Annotated in this window: 13 protein-coding genes; 4 read left to right on the forward strand and 9 right to left on the reverse strand. The window is 66.9% G+C overall.

Annotated elements, in window-relative coordinates:
- Nucleotides 1-3: 3 nt before the first annotated feature.
- A complete protein-coding gene (locus tag ABIC50_RS14545; RefSeq protein ID WP_229083397.1) occupies nucleotides 4-666 on the reverse strand; it encodes a glutathione S-transferase family protein in 663 nt (220 codons plus the stop codon).
- A 586-nt stretch (nucleotides 667-1,252) separates the two neighbouring features.
- Between ABIC50_RS14545 and acnB the strand changes: the two genes are divergently transcribed.
- Nucleotides 1,253-3,838, forward strand: a complete 2,586-nt coding sequence (gene acnB, locus ABIC50_RS14550; RefSeq protein ID WP_175669504.1) for a bifunctional aconitate hydratase 2/2-methylisocitrate dehydratase — start codon at nucleotides 1,253-1,255, stop codon at nucleotides 3,836-3,838.
- A gap of 125 nt (nucleotides 3,839-3,963) precedes the next feature.
- Here acnB and ABIC50_RS14555 read toward each other — a convergent pair whose 3' ends face one another.
- Nucleotides 3,964-4,887 (reverse strand): LysR family transcriptional regulator, encoded by a 924-nt coding sequence (locus ABIC50_RS14555; RefSeq protein WP_354164860.1) that lies wholly within the window; start codon nucleotides 4,885-4,887, stop codon nucleotides 3,964-3,966.
- 67 nt (nucleotides 4,888-4,954) lie between these two features.
- Between ABIC50_RS14555 and ABIC50_RS14560 the strand changes: the two genes are divergently transcribed.
- Both ABIC50_RS14560 and ABIC50_RS14565 read left to right on the forward strand, forming a co-directional pair.
- On the forward strand, nucleotides 4,955-5,572 hold the full coding sequence (locus tag ABIC50_RS14560; RefSeq protein WP_354165265.1) for a LysE family translocator: 618 nt from the start codon (nucleotides 4,955-4,957) through the stop codon (nucleotides 5,570-5,572).
- 148 nt (nucleotides 5,573-5,720) lie between these two features.
- Nucleotides 5,721-6,845, forward strand: a complete 1,125-nt coding sequence (locus ABIC50_RS14565; protein ID WP_354164863.1) for an aminotransferase — start codon at nucleotides 5,721-5,723, stop codon at nucleotides 6,843-6,845.
- 37 nt (nucleotides 6,846-6,882) lie between these two features.
- Here ABIC50_RS14565 and ABIC50_RS14570 read toward each other — a convergent pair whose 3' ends face one another.
- Nucleotides 6,883-8,310, reverse strand: coding sequence for an aminotransferase-like domain-containing protein (locus ABIC50_RS14570; protein WP_354164866.1), 1,428 nt, complete (start codon nucleotides 8,308-8,310; stop codon nucleotides 6,883-6,885).
- Nucleotides 8,311-8,850: 540 nt separating this feature from the next.
- Between ABIC50_RS14570 and ABIC50_RS14575 the strand changes: the two genes are divergently transcribed.
- Nucleotides 8,851-11,028, forward strand: coding sequence for a DUF4132 domain-containing protein (locus tag ABIC50_RS14575; RefSeq protein WP_354164868.1), 2,178 nt, complete (start codon nucleotides 8,851-8,853; stop codon nucleotides 11,026-11,028).
- Nucleotides 11,029-11,048: 20 nt separating this feature from the next.
- On the opposite strand, the gene ABIC50_RS14580 is transcribed toward ABIC50_RS14575, so the two are convergent.
- The 6 genes from ABIC50_RS14580 to narI all read right to left on the reverse strand — a co-directional run bounded on the left by ABIC50_RS14580 (nucleotide 11,049) and on the right by narI (nucleotide 17,020).
- Nucleotides 11,049-11,960, reverse strand: a complete 912-nt coding sequence (locus tag ABIC50_RS14580) for a hypothetical protein (protein WP_354164870.1) — start codon at nucleotides 11,958-11,960, stop codon at nucleotides 11,049-11,051.
- A 59-nt stretch (nucleotides 11,961-12,019) separates the two neighbouring features.
- Nucleotides 12,020-12,343 (reverse strand): TfoX/Sxy family protein, encoded by a 324-nt coding sequence (locus tag ABIC50_RS14585; protein WP_354164873.1) that lies wholly within the window; start codon nucleotides 12,341-12,343, stop codon nucleotides 12,020-12,022.
- A gap of 78 nt (nucleotides 12,344-12,421) precedes the next feature.
- Nucleotides 12,422-14,158, reverse strand: a complete 1,737-nt coding sequence (locus tag ABIC50_RS14590; protein ID WP_354164876.1) for a site-specific integrase — start codon at nucleotides 14,156-14,158, stop codon at nucleotides 12,422-12,424.
- Nucleotides 14,159-14,257: 99 nt separating this feature from the next.
- Nucleotides 14,258-15,523 carry an MFS transporter gene (locus ABIC50_RS14595; protein ID WP_354164879.1) on the reverse strand — a complete coding sequence of 422 codons (1,266 nt, stop codon included), beginning with the start codon at nucleotides 15,521-15,523 and terminating at the stop codon, nucleotides 14,258-14,260.
- A 15-nt stretch (nucleotides 15,524-15,538) separates the two neighbouring features.
- The gene (locus ABIC50_RS14600; RefSeq protein WP_354164882.1) at nucleotides 15,539-16,327 is read right to left on the reverse strand and encodes a peptidylprolyl isomerase; all 789 of its coding nucleotides are present in this window, start codon (nucleotides 16,325-16,327) and stop codon (nucleotides 15,539-15,541) included.
- A gap of 9 nt (nucleotides 16,328-16,336) precedes the next feature.
- The gene (gene narI, locus ABIC50_RS14605) at nucleotides 16,337-17,020 is read right to left on the reverse strand and encodes a respiratory nitrate reductase subunit gamma (protein ID WP_138850576.1); all 684 of its coding nucleotides are present in this window, start codon (nucleotides 17,018-17,020) and stop codon (nucleotides 16,337-16,339) included.
- Nucleotides 17,021-17,037 lie beyond the last annotated feature (17 nt).

The raw sequence follows: 17,037 nt of genomic DNA on the forward strand, positions 1-17,037 counted from the left end.
TCGCTAGTCGAGCCCGCGAAGAAAATCCGGAACCGGATGATCGATCGAGGCGAGATAGCCCGCCATCGCGCCGGCCACTTTCCGCACGGCCGGACGCGCGGTCATTCGTTCGCGCCACGCGAGCAGATTCGGCGTCTCCGACGTCATCGGCGCGCCCTTGCGCGCGCCGAACAACTGCGCCATGTAGAACGCGATGTCCGCGTAGGAATAGGTTTGCGCCAGATATTGCCGGTCCGCCAGCACGCCTTCCATGCGTCGATAGTATTGCCGCGCTGCGTCGCGTGCGGCCTGCGCGTCGGGATGCTCCGGCGTCGCTTCGAGGCCCATCAGCCGGATGACGTGCGGGAAATAGATCTCGTCGCTGCAGTGCTCCAGCTGACGCGCAACGGCGCGCGCCTTCGGCTGCACCGGCCATAACGCGGGATCGGGCTGCACGTCCTCGAGATATTCGAAGATCTGCGTGGAATCGAAAATCTCCAGCTCGCCGTCGATCAGCACCGGCACCTGACGCTTCGGGTTGATGCGCAGGACGTCCGGATGCTTCGGGTCGTAGCCGCGCTGCTGGCTGAACGGCGCCAGCACGCGCTCGAAGGCGATGCCCTTCTCGTGCGCCGCGATCTCGACCTTCGCGCCGAACATGCTCAACGGACCCGTGATGATTTTCATTTGTCGCTCCTCCATGGGTTTTCACGTCGTGACGGTCACGGTGACGCTTCGTGCTTCGGCGCCGTTCGTTCGGCGAGATGCCGCGCATCTTCGGTGTGGGACGCACGCCGAAGCGGCGCGTAAAAGCCTTCCTCACCACGTCGGCGCTGCCGTGACCATGCCGGCCGCTGATATCGTGCATCGATTTTTCATCCAGCGCGAGCGATCGGCAAACGGTCGGGGTGATCGTAGTTGCATCTCCAAGCCGCTCTGACACGACGCCCAGCACCGGTTCAGTGCACTGAACGATGCGCCACACGTGGAAGCCGCAGCCTCGCGCAGATGCAAGTGGGGCCTGATTCCGCGCCTACCCCGGAATGAATGCCTTCGGGGGTTCGCGCCGCGGTCGGCTTCCGCTCAACCGCCGCGCCGCGACCCGCCAACAGGAAGCCTCAAACCCCAACTCTTATATAAGACATAAGACATTTGACGCCTGACCCGATTGCGATTAGAATCCCGTCGAAAGCAGTGAAGCAGTGTCCGGAACAGCAGCCTCGGCGTGCCTGGAAAGCCCTTCCCCTGAAACGCAATCTCAGCAGGTCCCCCCATGCTTGAAAACTTTCGTGCTCACGTGGCCGCCCGCGCCGCGCTCGGTATTCCCCCCCTGCCGCTGACGGCTCAGCAAACCGCCGAGCTGGTGGAACTGCTGGCGAACCCGCCCGCCGGCGAAGAGCAGACGCTAGTCGACCTGATCACCCACCGCGTCCCCGCCGGCGTCGACGAAGCCGCCCGCGTGAAGGCCGGCTTCCTGGCCGCCGTCGCGAAGGGCGAGACGGCCTGCCCGCTGATCTCGCGCGAGCGCGCGACCGAACTGCTCGGCACGATGCTCGGCGGCTACAACATCCAGCCGCTGATCGAGCTGCTGTCGGACGACGCCGTCGCGGCCGTCGCTGCCGACGCACTGAAGAAAACCCTGCTGATGTTCGACCAGTTCCATGACGTGAAGGAACTCGCCGACAAGGGCAACGCGCACGCGAAGGCCGTGCTGCAGAGCTGGGCCGACGCCGAATGGTTCACGAGCCGTCCGGAAGTGCCGGAAAGCCTGACCATCACCGTGTTCAAGGTCACGGGCGAAACCAACACCGACGACCTGTCGCCGGCGCCGGACGCCACCACCCGCCCGGACATCCCGATGCACGCGCTCGCGATGCTGAAGAACGCGCGCCCCGGCATCACGCCGGAAGAAGACGGCAAGCGCGGCCCGGTCAAGTTCATCGAATCGCTGAAGGAAAAGGGTCACCTGGTCGCCTACGTCGGCGACGTGGTCGGCACCGGCTCCTCGCGCAAGTCGGCCACCAACTCGGTGCTGTGGTTCACCGGCGAAGACATCCCGTTCGTCCCGAACAAGCGTTTCGGCGGCGTGTGCCTCGGCGGCAAGATCGCCCCGATCTTCTACAACACGATGGAAGACGCCGGCGCGCTGCCGATCGAACTCGACGTGTCGCAGATGGAAATGGGCGACGTGGTCGAACTGCGCCCGTACGAAGGCAAGGCGCTGAAGGACGGCAACGTGATCGCCGAATTCCAGGTCAAGTCCGACGTGCTGTTCGACGAAGTGCGCGCCGGCGGCCGCATTCCGCTGATCATCGGCCGCGGCCTGACCGCGAAGGCGCGTGAAGCGCTGGGCCTCGCACCGTCGACGCTGTTCCGCCTGCCGCACCAGCCGGCCGACAGCGGCAAGGGCTTCTCGCTCGCGCAGAAGATGGTCGGCCGCGCATGCGGTCTGCCGGAAGGCCAGGGCGTGCGTCCGGGCACGTACTGCGAACCGAAGATGACCTCGGTCGGCTCGCAGGACACCACGGGCCCGATGACCCGCGACGAACTGAAGGATCTGGCGTGCCTCGGCTTCTCGGCCGACCTCGTGATGCAGTCGTTCTGCCACACCGCCGCCTATCCGAAGCCGGTGGACGTGAAGACGCACCAGACGCTGCCGAACTTCATCAGCACGCGTGGCGGCATCGCGCTGCGCCCGGGCGACGGCGTGATCCACTCGTGGCTGAACCGCATGCTGCTGCCCGACACCGTCGGCACCGGCGGCGACTCGCACACGCGCTTCCCGATCGGCATCAGCTTCCCGGCAGGCTCGGGCCTGGTCGCATTCGCGGCCGCCACCGGCACGATGCCGCTGGACATGCCGGAATCGGTGCTGGTCCGCTTCAAGGGCAAGATGCAGCCGGGCGTCACGCTGCGTGACCTGGTCAACGCGATTCCGCTGTACGCGATCAAGCAAGGCATGCTGACGGTCGCCAAGCAAGGCAAGAAGAACATCTTCTCGGGCCGCATTCTCGAGATCGAAGGCCTGCCCGACCTGAAGGTCGAGCAAGCGTTCGAGCTGTCGGATGCGTCGGCCGAGCGTTCGGCGGCCGGTTGCTCGGTGCACCTGAACAAGGAACCGATCATCGAATACCTGAACAGCAACATCACGCTGCTGAAGTGGATGATCGCGCAGGGCTATCAGGATCCGCGCAGCCTGCAGCGCCGTATCGCGGCGATGGAGCAGTGGCTGGCCGACCCGCAACTGCTGTCGCCGGATGCCGACGCCGAATACGCGGCCGTCATCGAGATCGACCTGGCCGACATCCACGAGCCGATCGTTGCATGCCCGAACGACCCGGACGACGTGAAGACGCTGTCCGACGTCGCGGGCGCCAAGATCGACGAAGTGTTCATCGGCTCGTGCATGACCAACATCGGTCACTTCCGTGCGGCGTCGAAGTTGCTGGAAGGCAAGCGCGACATCCCGGTCAAGCTGTGGGTCGCCCCGCCGACCAAGATGGACCAGAAGCAGTTGACCGAAGAAGGTCACTACGGCGTGTTCGGCACGGCCGGCGCCCGCACCGAAATGCCGGGCTGCTCGCTGTGCATGGGCAACCAGGCACAGGTGCGCGAAGGCGCGACGGTGATGTCGACGTCGACCCGCAACTTCCCGAACCGCCTCGGCAAGAACACGAACGTGTACCTCGGCTCGGCGGAACTGGCGGCGATCTGCTCGCGTCTGGGCCGGATCCCGACGAAGGAAGAGTACATGGCCGACATGGGCGTGCTCACCGCGGACGGCGACAAGATCTACAAGTACATGAACTTCGACCAGATCGAAGACTTCAAGGAAGTTGCCGACACCGTGCAGATCTAAGCACGCGGTCGAGCTGCGGCGGGTCGTACCCGCCGTGGCGACACGCAATGGCGCCGCGGGCTGAATGCCTGCGGCGCCATTTTTTTTGAAGGTCGCCTGCGTCGCACAGCGACCCGGCTCACGCGTCAGGCCATCGTCCTCAGCCAGTCGAGCAGCGCCGACTGCGCGCTTCCGTCCTTCACCGGCTCCGGCGTCAGCAGGCAATAGTGCGAGCCGTCTTCGACGAAACCCATCGGCGCGACCAGCACCCCGCTTTCGAGGTCGTCGCGAACGAGATGCCACGGGCCGATCGCGACACCCAGCCCCGCGACGGCCGCCTGAAGGCTGAAATAGAAATGGTCGAACATCTGCCCGCGCCCGCTGCCCGCCGGTTGATGCGCGGCCGCCGCCCATTCCTTCCATGCGTCCGGCCGCGTGCGCGTATGCAGTCGCGGCGCGCCCCGCTTCAACGTGCGGTCATCGCGACCGCCGGCAAACCACGTATCGACGCGATCCGGCCGGCACACCGGCCCCACCCTTTCCGTGAACAGTCGCTCGGCGTGATACCCCGCGGGCCATGCAAAGTCGTTGCGGCGGATCGCGATGTCGATGCCGTGATCGAACGAGAACGGGCCGCCCGCCGCGGCGAGATGGATATCGACGCGCGGATAGGTTGCCTGGAAGTCCGGCCAGCGCGGAATCAGCCAGCGCATCAGCAGCGTCGGTTCGCACGACAGCACCCACCGCTGCGCACGGGCCGCGTCGGTCCGTAACTCATGCGCGGCCTGCCTCATCAGATGCAGGCCGTCGTGGACGGCCTGCGCGAGCTTGCGGCCCGCGTCGGTCAGGAACACGCGACGACTGCGCCGCTCGAACAACGCCACACCCAGGTCGTCTTCGAGCAGACGCACCGCACGACTGACCGCGCCGTGCGTCACGTGCAGTTCGTCGGCGGCACGGCTGAAATGCTCGTGGCGCGCCGCCGCTTCGAAGCAGCGCAAGGCCATCAGCGACGGCAGCGCGGCACGGACGTTCTGTGAGCCAAACTCACCATCCTGGTCAGAAATCATCGCTTTTCCCGGCGAATCGTGATCCCTAATATTGGCGCATCACGAAGAAAACCGAAAGGACGATGCAATGACGGAATGGATAGTCGTAGTCACCATCACTATGCTGGCCGTGATCAGCCCGGGGCCGGATTTCGCGATGGTCACGCGCAACAGCCTGATGCTGTCGCGCCGATCGGGCTTGCTCACCGCATGGGGGATCGCGCTGGGCGTGACGGTTCACGTGAGCTATACGCTGCTCGGCGTGGGCCTGCTGGTCCGCCAATCGGTGTGGCTCTTCAACGCCGTCAAGCTCGTCGGCGCGATCTACCTGATTTACCTCGGCGTGAGGATGCTCGCAGCCAGGCCCGCCGACGGTCGGCCCGCGACGCAGGCCGCGCCGCTGTCCGATCGGGCGGCGCTGCGCACCGGCTTCCTGACCAACGCGCTGAATCCGAAAACCACCGTGTTCATCGTCAGCCTGTTCATGCAGGCGGTCCGGCCCGACACGCCGTTGCACGTGCAGATCGGCTACGGCCTGTTCATCGCGCTGGCACATGCAGGCTGGTTCAGCCTGGTGGCGGTCTGTTTCTCCGCCGATGCCGTCCGAGATCGCTTGTTGTCGTTACGTCACTGGATCGACCGCACCTTCGGTGTTCTGCTCGTCGGCTTCGGGATCATGCTGGCCGTTGCGCGCGGCGGTCGCTGAGCGGCACGGAATCGACTTGATCGACGGGCTCGGCTTCCTTTCACACTGTCCATAAAATATAGATTTTTAGTCTACTCTGGACATTATGTTTTGAAAGGCAGATACTTGGCAGCATCGCTTTCCAGGCCAACCGGACAAAGGAACGACCATGAAGATCAAGGAATTCGGCGTCGAACGCTGGATGGATCTGTACGAGAACCGCTGTACGTACAACCTCGCGGAAACGTGCGTCGAATCGCTGACCGTCGATCAGCTGCTGACGATGACCGGCACGCAGGACACGCTGCTCGACGCGCTACGGCCGATGAAGCTCACGTATGGCGCGATCGAAGGCACGCCGCGCCTGCGCGAAGCGATCGCGTCGACCTACGCGCGCCAGTCGGCCGCGAACGTGATCGTCACGCACGGCGCGATCGGCGGCAACGCACTCATCTACGAAACGCTGGTCGAGCCGGGCGATACGGTCGTGTCGGTGTTGCCGACCTACCAGCAGCACTACTCGATTCCGGAAAGCTACGGCGCGAACGTGAAGGTGCTGAAGCTGCGCGAGGAAGACGCGTTCCTGCCCGATCTCGACGCACTCGCGTCCCTCGTCGACGACAAGACGCGCCTGATCGCGATCAACAACCCGAACAATCCGACCGGCTCGCTGATGGACGAAGCGCTGCTCGGCAAGATCGTCGAGATCGCGCGACGCTGCGGCGCGTACGTGCTGTGCGACGAGGTCTATCGCGGCACCGACCAGGCCGGCAGCGGCTACAGCGCCTCGATCGCCGACCTGTACGAACGCGGAATCAGCACGGCGAGCATGTCGAAGACGTACTCGCTCGCCGGGCTGCGGCTCGGCTGGATCGCGGGGCCGGTCGAGCTGATCCACGCGGTGAGCGTCCATCGCGACTACAACACGATCAGCGTCGGGATGATCGACGACTACCTCGCGACGCTCGCGCTCGAGCACCGCGACGTGATCCTGAAGCGCAGTCACGACATCACGCGCACCAACCTCGCGATTCTCGAAGCATGGGTCGAACGCGAGCCGGCGATTTCCTGGGTCAAGCCGAAGTCGGGCACGACGGCACTGCTCAAGTACGCGTTCGACATGCCGTCGCGCGCGTTCTGCACGGAGCTGATCGAGGCAACCGGCGTGATGTTCACGCCCGGCAGCGCGCTCGACATGGAAGGCTATGTGCGGATCGGTTACGCCAACAACCGGACGGTGCTCGAGCAAGGGCTCGCGCGCGTGTCGGAGTATTTACGCGCGAAAGCCGGCTGAGCGAAGGCGGTGCGTGCGACGCGCACCGCCCTTCGCTTCACGACTGCATGCACGATGCCGCGAGCTTCCCGACCGCGATCACCGCCTGCTCGATCTCCGGTGACCACGGGCTGCTGTAGTTCAACCGGATGAAGTTCCGGTAGTTGTCCGTGATCGAGAACATGTAGCCTGGCCCGATCGTGATGCCCTGCTCCAGCGCGAGCTGGTACAGGCGCATCGCGTCGACCTGTGCCGGCAGCTCGACCCACAGCACGTACCCGCCCGCCGGGCTCGAGATGCGCGTGCCTTCCGGGAAGAACCGCGACACCATCGCGCGCATCAGGTTCGCCTGCTGCGCATACGCCTTGCGCAAGCGCCGCAGGTGATGCTCGTAGCCGTCGCGTTCGAGAAACTCGGCGATCGCGAGCTGCGGCAGCGACGGCGTCGCCAGCGTGTTCAGGAACTTCAGCTTCTCGACCTGATCCCGATAGCGCCCGGGCAACGCCCAGCCTATCCGGTAGGCGGCCGTCAGGCTCTTCGAGAACGATGAGCAGTGCAACACGATCCCGGTGCGGTCGTAGGACTTCAGCGCGCTCGGATGCGACTCGCCGAAATACAGTTCGTTGTACACGCCGTTCTCGATGATCGGCATGTCGGTTTTCGTTGCAAACTCAACTAATTCGCGCTTGCGCTCGTCGGGCATCTGGAAGCCGAGCGGGTTCTGGAAGTTCGGCATCACCATGCACGCGGCGATCGGCTGCGACTTTGCAATGGCCGCCAGCGCCGCGATGTCGATTCCGTATTCCGGGTGCGTCGCGACCTCGATCGCCTTCATCCCCATGCGCTCGATCGCGTGCAGCATCGCGTAGAACGTCGGCGACTCCACCGCGATCGTGTCACCCGGTTTCGCGACTGCCTGCAGACACAGATTGATCGCCTCCGTTGCGCCGACCGTCACGATGATCTCGTTCGGATCGACCGACATCCCGTTTTCCAGATAGCGTCGCGCGATCTGCCGGATCAGGCGCGGATGGCCGGGCGGCAGCCCGTCCGTGACGCCCCACAGCGACTTGTCGCGGCCGGCTGCATACGCATAGCGGTTCAGTTTCTCGAACGGAAACAGGCTCGGGTCCGGATACGGCGACCCGAGCGGCACCGCGTCGTCGGTGCCGATCGAGCGCAGCGTCGACAGCACGAGCCGACTCATGTCGACCGACGACGAGATCGCGATCGGCTTCGACGGCCGCAGCTCGCGCACCGGCGCGTGGTTGTCGTCGCGGCGCAGGTTCACGAAGTAACCGGACTGCGGCCGGCTTTCCAGCAACCCGCGGCTTTCGAGCAGCAGATACGCATGCAGCACGGTCGTGATGCTGATCCGGTGCTGCTGGCTCGCCTGCCGTACCGACGGAATCCGGTCGCCGTGCCGGTACACGCCCTGGCGGATCAGGCGCTCGATGTCGTCCGCGAGTTTTTCGTAGAGCTTCATCGCGCGCTCCCCGCCGGCCTGCGCATGCGCGCCGCCGTCCCGTGCGCGTCCGATACGCGCGTGTTCTGCCCGCCGACCGGGCTGTCGTTCTGCCTGATTGCTCCCTCCGGTTTTGCCTTTTCCATCGCAGTGGCTCGCTTTTGAAAATGCGCCGGGAGGTTCCGTTACAACGGGATCCGCGGCACTGTGCACTTGATGGATGAATCTTAAGAGCAGAACAGTTGGTGGCGGGTACACACATCGAACGTGGGAACAAGAGTACAGTTCGGCCCGACTCGCGTAGGGCGGGACAACTGTACGTCTTATGAAATGGCCGAATGGCCGGAACGCTTGGGCGGTGCGGCCGGATCGCCCGCCGCGCGGGCGTTCGTCGGCTATCGCAATTGGGGTGCAATACTGTGCGCCCGCTCGGTTTCATTGCCGGAGTCAGACCATGCACTATCCAATCGACCAGACAGCCGGCCCGGGCGACGGAGCCCGCGCCGCCGGGCAAGTACCGAAATGGCGCCAGAACGAACCGACCGACCCATCGGAAAGCGCATGACTGATCGCCCCCTCGTTGCGCTGCTGGTCGCACGGCTGACCGGCACGGCCGACCATCCGCGCTTCACCGGCTCGCCGATCGACCTGTCGGCGCTCGATGCGCATGCGCTCGGCGCGGTCTGGCCGGCATTGCGCCGCGTCGAGCACGAGATCATGCAGCGCGACCACGCGTACCACGACCCGCGCGCCGAATTCGCGCGCTGGCTGCGCCGGCAGATCGATGCGCTCGGCCTCGTGCCGCTCGTCGACGCCGATGCGGCACTCGAGCTGTTCCGCGACATCCCGGCCGGCGGATGGAAGCGTGCGCTGGAGGATCTGCCCTGCCTGGACGCGCTGCCGTCGCCCGCGCTGCAGGCCGAACTCGCCCGCATCGTCGCCGAACCGGAGGAAGGCAGGCTGCGCGCGGTGTCCGCGTATGGCGCGTATGCGCTCGACTGGTTCGCCGGCCGCCGCGACTTCTCGGCACGCCGCGACGCGTATGCGCAAGCGCTGGCGGACTCGCCGTTTCGCGTGCGCGAACTGGACGTGCTGCCCGAGCTCGGCCCGGCCGCGCTGCTCGCGCTGGCCGCGACGAACGACGGCTATTTCGCGCCGAAGCGGCTGTGGATCGACTTAAGCGATCCGGCCGTCACGCTCGCGCAAGACGCCGCGTACGTCGCATTCGCGCGCGACGCGCTGACCGACGCCGCGCGGCAGGTCGCGGCGCTTCATGCCGGCGCCGTGCCGTACGAGGCCGACCGCGCATTCACGACGGACGACGCGCAGGTCGTCGCGCGCGCCGCGCGCGTGGCCGCGTATCGCGACGAAGCCTGGCTGCGCCCGCTGATCGGGCCGCTGCTGACGGGCGTGTGCGTCGCACCAACAGCCGCGAAGACCGCGCCGTCGCAGTCGCTCGCGATCGCACTCGGTCACGCGGTCGAGACGATCCCGACGCCCGAGAGCGTGCGCGCGCTGCGCGACGCGCTGACCGTCGTGCGTCATGCGGGCGTGCAGAAGAAGCTTGCGCGCAACCTGAAACCGGCAGAACGCGCGCTCGGCGAACGGCCGCACACCGCGCTGCGGATGACGCTCGACGCGAAGCCCGACAAGAAGCAGCTCGCGATGCTCGCCACTTGCATGGAAGCCGGCTTCTGGCAGCCGATGTCGCTCGGCCACGCGGAATGGCGCGAGCGGCTCGTCGATGCGCCGGCCGGCGCCGCGTTCTCCGCTCGGATGATCTGGCAGGCACGCGGCCGCGATGGCGCTACGCAGTCGTTCATGCCCGAGATCGCGAAGGGCAAGGTCGTGCCGCGCGACGCGGCCGGCCACCCATGCGACATCGCGGCCGACAGCGACATCCGGCTCTGGCACCCGCTGCTGGCCGACGCGGACGAGCGGCTCGCATGGCAGCGCGCGATCGTCGGCCGTTCGCTGCGGCAACCGGTCCGGCAGGCCTTCCGCGAGTATTACGTGCCGCCCGATGGCGACGCGTCGGCGAGCGACTGCGCGATGTTCGAAGGTCACGTGCTGTCGAGCCGGCCGCTGCTCGGCGTCGCGCGCCGCGAAGGCTGGTCGATCCGCGCGTACGACGACGGGCTCGTCCGCGAGTTCGGCGACGTGCGCGCCACCTTTCTCGTCGACGCGCGGCTCTATCCCGGTTCGGAAGGCCACGGCACATCGCGCCGGCTGCATGTCGAGCGCCGGCACGAACGGCGCTGGGCGCCGGTGCCGATCGGCGAGATCGACCGCGTCGTCTTCTCCGAAATTGCGCGCGCGGTCGACCTGCTCGTCAGCGTGGCCGCGTTCGCGCTCGACGACGACGCGACGCGCGCGGCGGCATCGGCGCTCACGACGGACCCGGTCCGCCAGCGCGCGCTCGACACGGAGCGCCAGCACCGCCTGAACCGGTTGTCGGATCTTCCACTGGGCGTGATGGCGCGCCATCGCCGGCACGTGCTGTCGCTCGTGTTCGCCGAACCGGTTGCGCAAGGGAGGATCACGCTCGATGAACGCCATGTACGCGTCGGCGCGTGGGCGGTGCATTGCGCGACCGGACGCGTGACGCGTGACGGCGAGCCCGTCGAACCCGCGATCGAGCCGCCGCCGTCGCCGCTGCGCGCGGTGCCGTGGCTGCCTTACGACGAAGCGCTGCTGCAGCGGATTGTCGACGTCGTGGCGGGGTTACTGATCGACTGATCGACGCCCGGCAGCCGGCGTCATCGCGCCGCCTGCTGCCGCTGCACCTCCTGCGCTTTCATCCGCAGATACGCGGCCCGCTCGACTTCATGCAACTGCTGCGGATACTGCTCGGTAGCATCGAACCAGCGCCCAAGGCGCTGCTCGAGCGGTTTGTCGAGCGTCGCCAGATACGTGTCGATCGCGAGGTAGTAGCGCATCGTGTTGCGCTCCAGCAATCCGCGCACGCCGCCGATATATTGCGGCTGCGCCGTCGATGCGCCGCTCGCGAGCGTGAAGCCGACCTTGTCGCTGCCGGCCGTCGCGAGGTAGGTCTTCATCGCCATGCGGCCGACCGTGCCGAAGCCGTACGAATACGTGAGGTGCAGGAACGTGCGCGATGCGCCGATCGGCACGGCCTCCAGCGCGATCCGGTAGTCCTTCGTGCCCATCGGGCCGCTGTCGGCAGTCAGGTCGACCTGAAAGTAGTCGGGCGTCGCGGCGGCCACGCCGTAGCGGAACTGCACGCGATAGGTATCCGACAGTTTCTGCTCGATCTTGCGGCCGAGGTTCACGTCGAGCACCGGGCCGTCGCTGCCGGTCGACGCATGGCAATATTTCGTGTTCAGATGCAGGATCAGCACCGCGCACCAATTGGCGGGGCCCTGCGCGGGATCGTTGAGCTTGCCGTTCACGACGGAAAACGGATAGTCGACGACCGCGTAGATATCACCCTTCAACGTCGACGATGCCTCGGACGATTCGAGGTACAGCGGGCGGTGGAACGGGTTGTTCTTCAGTTGCTCGCCGAGGCTGTGATAGCGGTCGAGCAGCGCCGCCGCGCCGTCCGCGCCGAACGACAGCGCACTCCAGCCCACGCATAGCGCCGCGACGAGCGCGTGCCAGGCGCGGCGAGCGTATCGCGGGGCTTGCGGGTGTAGGGTTGTCTCCATTGTTGTGCTCCAGTGCGGCGTGCGGGTTGGCGCGCCAGTTTCACGGAAGATGCCGACCGCTATCGACTTCGCTTCACCGGGACCGGTAATTGCGCGGCGGTGATCCGGATCAGCGTCGACAGCCATTCGCGGTCGTCCCAGCGATCGCCTCCAATGACGAGATGCGGTTTTGCTGCCGGATACGGTGGAGCTTCGTCGCAGGTACCGACAAACGCACGCCCGTCGGACGTCGGCTTGACGAACAACCGGTCGTCGCACACCAGCGCGACCATCTTGCCGTCACAGTAGATTCCGTATTCGGCGAACATCTTGCGGGCCGACACCGTGCCGGCCGAGGCCATCTGCTCGACGATGAAATCGACGGTTCCCTGACTCGATGCCATCCACCCGCTCCGTGACCGAATAACCGTTCTGACCGTCATCGATGCCGTGTCGTTCCGTTCGATCCGCTCGCGCCCCGCTTATTTGTCCGCCGAAAACGCACTCGACATCTGCCGTGCCCGCTTCACGTCGTCCCCGTGCAGATAGATCGACGTCGTCGAGATCGACGCATGCCGCAGGTTGTCGCGCACGGTCGTCAACTCGGCGCCCCGCGCGAGCGCGTGCGTCGCATGCGTATGCCGCATCCAGTGCGGGCTCGCCTGCCGCAGCTTCTGCGCGAGCGCCGGGTTGTCGGCATCGACGAGCGCGGCCGTCTGCGCGAAGAACCGCTGCATCACCTTCCACAGCCGCACGCTCGTGATCGCGGCCGCGCCGTCTTCCGCGAGGCTCGGAATCAGCGGCGTGTCGGGCCGCCAGCGCACGGGTGTGACCGGCAGCCGGCGCGCGACCAGATAGCGATCGAGCGCCGTGCGCGCGAGCGGCGGCAGCGCGACGCGCGCGGCCTTGCTGCCTTTGCCGATCACCTTCAGCCATGCGTCGCCGTGCGCGTCCGTGTCGATGTCGCCGAGCGTCGCGCCGACCAACTCGCTCGCGCGCAGCCCGGTCGCATAGCCGAAATCGAGGATGAAGCGCAGCCGTTGCGCGGCGGCCGGCGTCCAGCTCGATCCCGGCGCACCGGACGGCTTGTCCTTGCGAAACTCGAGCCCGTCCGCGATCGTGCGCACGAGCAGCCATTCGCCTTCGGTGAACGCATGCGACGTGTCGAGCGCATTCGCGCCGCGCGTGTCGCGCACCTTGACGCCCGCGAACGGATTCGCGAGCAGGTAGCGCTGCTCGATCAGCCAGCGGAACAGCGCGCCAAGGACCGACAGCGTGTACGCGGCCGAGCGCGCGGACAGCCCGCCCGAAAACGGCCGCCAGTCCGGCGCGCCGCGCGGCCGCACGGGGCCGACCCAGCGCTCGTGCGGCGTCGGGCGCCGGATGAACGCGCGATACGCGACCGCATCCTCGGTCGTCAGCGACGACAGCGCACGGCCGCGCTCGACGATCGCCCACAGGATCAGCCGCTCGGCCTCCTTCCGGTACGCGCGTCGCGTCGCGGCCGATTCGTGCAGCGACAGCCACGCGTGCACGGCCGCGTAATCGTTGTCCGCATCGAGCGTGCTGGTGGCGCGCGGCGCGCGGAACGTGCCGGCCGATCCGTCGACCTCGTGCGGCAGCTTCAGTTGCTCCCACGGCACGATGCTGCCGCGCGGCGTCGCGGCAATCAGTGCGCGCGCCCGCTCGGTCAGGTCGGGATGCGCGGAAAAGAACGCCTCGATATGCCGCGCGCTCGCCACGCCGAGCCCCGCGATCGCGCGCCACCACTGACGCCGGCGCGGAATCCGCACGGTCAGATCGGCCAGCGTCGCGATCCCGTGCGCACGCAGCGCGACGACCGCACGCGCCGGCAGCCACAGGCCGACATCATCGCTGATCTGCGGCACCGGCGCGCGCGCATGGCGCAGCACGCCGATCGCATCGGTCGCGGCCTTCGCCATCTGCATGCGCTCGCTGTCGGCATGACCGAGCTGCTCGGCGAGATCGGGCCGTCCGGCCTGTCGCGCGACCCGCACGAGGCGACGCCGAATTGCGCCGATCACGCCGCGCGCCGAGCGCCCTTCGCCGAGCCGGCCAGGCAGGTAGTGCTCGACGGCCTGGCGCACGGTCATGCCCGCGTACCACGCACGCAGCGCGGCGAGTTCGTCGGCGTCGGGAAAGCCCGCGAGCGCGGGCGCGGAATCGGAGGAAGGCGGCAGGGTGAGGCGCGGTGTCATGGGCGCAAGTTTGACAGAACTGCGCACGGTCGCAAACGGCCGACGCGCGGTACGACTACCTGGGCGAGGCCGGACGCTACCGGCCTCGCGCAACCGCGCTCAACCCGCCACGGGCGTGCGCCGCACTTCCGACAGATAGATGAGGATCAGCGACACCCACACGATTCCGTACAGGAACATGAAGCAGGTCGTGCGCACGCGCAGCAAGTCGAGCAGCATGCCGAACAGGATCGGCAGCAGGAAGCCGCCGAGCCCGCCCGCGAGCCCGACGATGCCCGTGACGACGCCCATGTTGTCCGCGAAATCGTCGGCGACGTACTTGAAGGTCGACGCCATCCCGAACGCGAACACCGCGCCCAGCACGAAGGTCAGCGCGACGAAGCCGGCCACCGGCATCGCCAGGTTCAGCGACGCGGTGCCGTCGATCGTGTGGATCACGAAGTCGGTCGCCGGATACGACAGCACGAACAGCGCGATCCACGCGACCCACAGCCCCCACCACGTGACCGCATGCGCGCCGAAACGATCGGACAGCGCGCCGCCGAGCGCGCGCAGCACGGAGCCCGGCAGCGAGAAGCCGGCCGCGAACGCGGACGCCATCACGAGCGACATCCCGTATTCGCTCTTCAGGTACTGCGGGATCCACAGCGACAGCGCTGTGAAGCCGCCGAACGTGATCGAGTAGTACTGGCACAGCCGCCACACGCGCGGGTCGCGCAGCACCTTGAACGAGTCGAGCATCGAGCCGCCGCGCTTGCCCGCGCCGGGATCGGGCGCCGACGCGAACCAGAAGATCACCGCGGTGACGAGCAGCGCGACCGCATACACGCGCGGCACGAAGCGCCAGCCGTACGCGGCGAGCAGCAGTGGCGTGACGAACAGATTGACCGCCGCACCGCACGTGCCCGCGCCGAACACGCCCATCGCGAGCCCGCGCCGCTTCGGCGGGAAAAAGCGCGCGACATACGGGGTGCCGACCGCGAACGACGCACCGACGCAGCCGAGGAACAGCCCGATCACGAGGAACTGCCAGAGCTGCGTCGCGTAGCTGACGATGTAGACCGGCACCGCGCACACGACGAGCAGCACCGTCATCACGATACGGCCGCCGAAGCGGTCGGTCCACGTGCCGAGCGGCAAGCGCATCAGCGCGCCGGTCAGCACGGGCGTCGCCGTGAGCAGCCCGAACTCGGTGCTGTTCAGGCCGAGATCGGTGCGCAACTGCACGCCAAGCACGCCGAACATCATCCACACGACGAAACACACCATGAACGCGAGCGTGCTCGCGGCCAGCACCGACCACGCGCGCAGCGGAATGGTCTGCGGATCCGCAGCCACGCCGACGTTAACTTGTTGAGTTGCCATATGTAAAACCCCGTTTCATTGGACGAGCGGCCCGTTCGCGCCGTCGAAGGTCACGCCTTCGACGTGCGCGCCGGCCGCGAGTATCGCCACGTACTGCCGCATCGCCCGTTGCCGCACGCGTTCCGACAGGTATGCGGCGATCTGGCCGGCGGCTTCGTCGAACGGCACGATGTCGCCCGGCACGCGGCGCTCGATGCGCACGATGTGAAAGCCGAAGCGCGTGTTGACGAGTTTCGGCAGCACGCCGAGCCCGTCAGTGTCGAACAGCGCGGCCTCGAATTCCGGCACGGTGTCGCCGCGCAGCAATTGCCCGAGGCTGCCGCCGACTTGCGCCGACGGACAGTTCGACGATTCGCGCGCCACTGCTTCGAACGTATCGGGCGCGGCGACCACGTCGGCGAGCGCGCGTTCCGCGCGTTGCCGCAGCGGCGCGAGCGGCACGCGGTCGGTCACCGCGAACAGCACGTGGCTTGCATACACGATGTCGTTGCGGCGAAAGCGCGCCGGATGCTGCGCGTAGTAGCGCTCGCAATCCGCGCGATCGGGTTCAGGGACGTGCGTCAGCTCGCATTCGAGCAGCGCGTCGACCGCCGCGTCGTCGAGCGGCGCGCGTTCGTCGATCAGCGCGAGCGACACCGCGCGCTGCCGCAACAGCTCGCGCACCGCGAGCGCATGCCGCGCCGCATCGAGTGGATCGCGTGCATCGCCGTGATGCGCGGCTTCGGCCGCGATGGCCGCGTCGTCGATGGCAATTCCGTTGATCGTCAGCGGCACCGTCGCGACTTCGGAGAGAACGTTATTCATGCCACCTCCTCAGCGCTTGCGCACGAGCTGGTACGGGCGGATCAGGTACGCGACCGATGCGATGCCGCTCCAGATATGCACCATCCGTGTAAACGGCGACACGAGGAAGATCGTGAAGCCGAGCAGGATATGAAGCCGGTACGTCAGCGGCACGCCGACGAGCAGGCTCGCGATGTCCGGCCGAAACGTGACGACGCCCTTCACGTAGTCGGTGAGCTGCTCGAACATCACGCCGTCCATGTGACGCGTCGACAGCACGACGGTGCCGAGCCCGAGCGCGAGCTGCACCCACAGCATCAGCACGATCACGATGTCCGACGTGCGGCTGTTCTTGCGGATGCGTGCGTCGCCCAGGCGCCGCCAGATCAGGATCGTCAATCCGATGATCGCCGCGACACCGGCCGCGCCGCCCGCCACCATCGCGACCAGCTGGTGCCCGGACGCCGACAGGAACGGCGACACGAGCCAGTGCGGCGCCAGAAAACCGCCGAAGTGCCCGAGCACGACGACCAGCACGCCCCAGTGGAACAGGTTGCTGCCGAGCCGCAGCATGCCGTGGCGCAACAACTGCGACGAATCGCTTTTCCACGTGTATTGCTCGCGGTCGAAGCGGATCAGGCTGCCGACCAGCAGCACCGCGAGACAGATGTACGGGTAGATCCCGAACAGGAACTGATGCAAGTAAGCGTTCATGTCTTTCCCCAGTTGAG

The organism is Burkholderia sp. 567, assembly GCF_040545115.1.
In the GTDB taxonomy this organism is placed as follows: Bacteria; Pseudomonadota; Gammaproteobacteria; order Burkholderiales; family Burkholderiaceae; genus Burkholderia; species Burkholderia ambifaria.

What these genes read in the sequence shown, in the direction of transcription:
- ABIC50_RS14575 (WP_354164868.1), top strand. Translation starts at nt 8,851, where the DNA reads ATGACTGATCGCCCCCTCGTTGCGCTGCTGGTCGCACGGCTGACCGGC.
- ABIC50_RS14595 (WP_354164879.1), bottom strand. Translation starts at nt 15,523, where the DNA reads ATGGCAACTCAACAAGTTAACGTCGGCGTGGCTGCGGATCCGCAGACC.
- ABIC50_RS14580 (WP_354164870.1), bottom strand. Translation starts at nt 11,960, where the DNA reads ATGGAGACAACCCTACACCCGCAAGCCCCGCGATACGCTCGCCGCGCC.
- ABIC50_RS14590 (WP_354164876.1), bottom strand. Translation starts at nt 14,158, where the DNA reads ATGACACCGCGCCTCACCCTGCCGCCTTCCTCCGATTCCGCGCCCGCG.
- ABIC50_RS14565 (WP_354164863.1), top strand. Translation starts at nt 5,721, where the DNA reads ATGAAGATCAAGGAATTCGGCGTCGAACGCTGGATGGATCTGTACGAG.
- narI (WP_138850576.1), bottom strand. Translation starts at nt 17,020, where the DNA reads ATGAACGCTTACTTGCATCAGTTCCTGTTCGGGATCTACCCGTACATC.
- ABIC50_RS14600 (WP_354164882.1), bottom strand. Translation starts at nt 16,327, where the DNA reads ATGAATAACGTTCTCTCCGAAGTCGCGACGGTGCCGCTGACGATCAAC.
- acnB (WP_175669504.1), top strand. Translation starts at nt 1,253, where the DNA reads ATGCTTGAAAACTTTCGTGCTCACGTGGCCGCCCGCGCCGCGCTCGGT.
- ABIC50_RS14545 (WP_229083397.1), bottom strand. Translation starts at nt 666, where the DNA reads ATGAAAATCATCACGGGTCCGTTGAGCATGTTCGGCGCGAAGGTCGAG.
- ABIC50_RS14570 (WP_354164866.1), bottom strand. Translation starts at nt 8,310, where the DNA reads ATGAAGCTCTACGAAAAACTCGCGGACGACATCGAGCGCCTGATCCGC.
- ABIC50_RS14555 (WP_354164860.1), bottom strand. Translation starts at nt 4,887, where the DNA reads ATGATTTCTGACCAGGATGGTGAGTTTGGCTCACAGAACGTCCGTGCC.
- ABIC50_RS14560 (WP_354165265.1), top strand. Translation starts at nt 4,955, where the DNA reads ATGACGGAATGGATAGTCGTAGTCACCATCACTATGCTGGCCGTGATC.
- ABIC50_RS14585 (WP_354164873.1), bottom strand. Translation starts at nt 12,343, where the DNA reads ATGGCATCGAGTCAGGGAACCGTCGATTTCATCGTCGAGCAGATGGCC.